We start from the raw sequence: 744 nt of genomic DNA, 5'->3' as shown, positions 1-744 counted from the left end.
CGCCGCACCCGAACAGTTCAGCCGGGTCGGCCCCGGCAAACAGCAGCCTGCCCGCCAGTTCCGCCAGCAGGCGGCTGTGATCCTCGAACGCCAGCACCGTGAACCCGGCCCCGCGCAGCATGGCTTGCATGTCCGCGCGCGGCATGGCCCCGGCCCGGCAGGAAAGGACGCCGGGATGCGGACCGGAGTTGCTGGATTCGCCGCCGTCCGCGCGGCCCTTCTCGGCGCCGACCAGACAACCGTCCGGGCCACGCCGCACGTCAGCGGCACGCCCCGCCCGCACATAAAGATCGGTCCAGACCAGCACCCCGCCGGGACGCAGCACACGCGCAAGTTCCGCCAGCACGCCCTGTCGCTGCGGCAGCACGGAGAGCACGCATTCGCAGAACACGACATCAAGACTGGCGGTGCGCAGCGGCAGACCGGGGGCGGCATCCGCACCGGCTCCCACGCCGCACCCGGCATCAGCCCGAATCAGGGGCATACGCCCATTCCGCGCCAGTGCCTCGGCCAGCAGGCTGGCGGAAATATCCAGCCCCACCGCCGCCATGCCCCCTTCGCGCAGCAGGGCCACGGTTTCGCCGGGGCCGCAACCCAGGTCCATCACCCGCGCGTCATGAGGCAACATCGTCAATTGACGCGCCAGTTCCAGCGCGCGCCAGGTCAGGGCCACCCCGCCGGGACGCAGCGTGGCGCCAGCCACAGCGCGCAGCGCCGGATGCTCCCACGGGCCGCGTAGCGCCG

At 72.4% G+C, this 744-nt stretch carries 1 protein-coding gene; it reads right to left on the bottom strand.

The features are described from left to right. A partial coding sequence (gene trsM / locus FVW20_RS17450) for a DVU_1556 family methyltransferase (RefSeq protein WP_196610583.1) occupies positions 1-744 on the bottom strand: 744 nt, incomplete at both ends.

The sequence above is a fragment of the Nitratidesulfovibrio oxamicus genome, assembly GCF_015731765.1.
In the GTDB taxonomy this organism is placed as follows: domain Bacteria; phylum Desulfobacterota; class Desulfovibrionia; order Desulfovibrionales; family Desulfovibrionaceae; genus Cupidesulfovibrio; species Cupidesulfovibrio oxamicus.
Note: the sequence above shows the minus strand (reverse complement) of the source record. Positions and strands in the feature narration are given on the sequence as shown.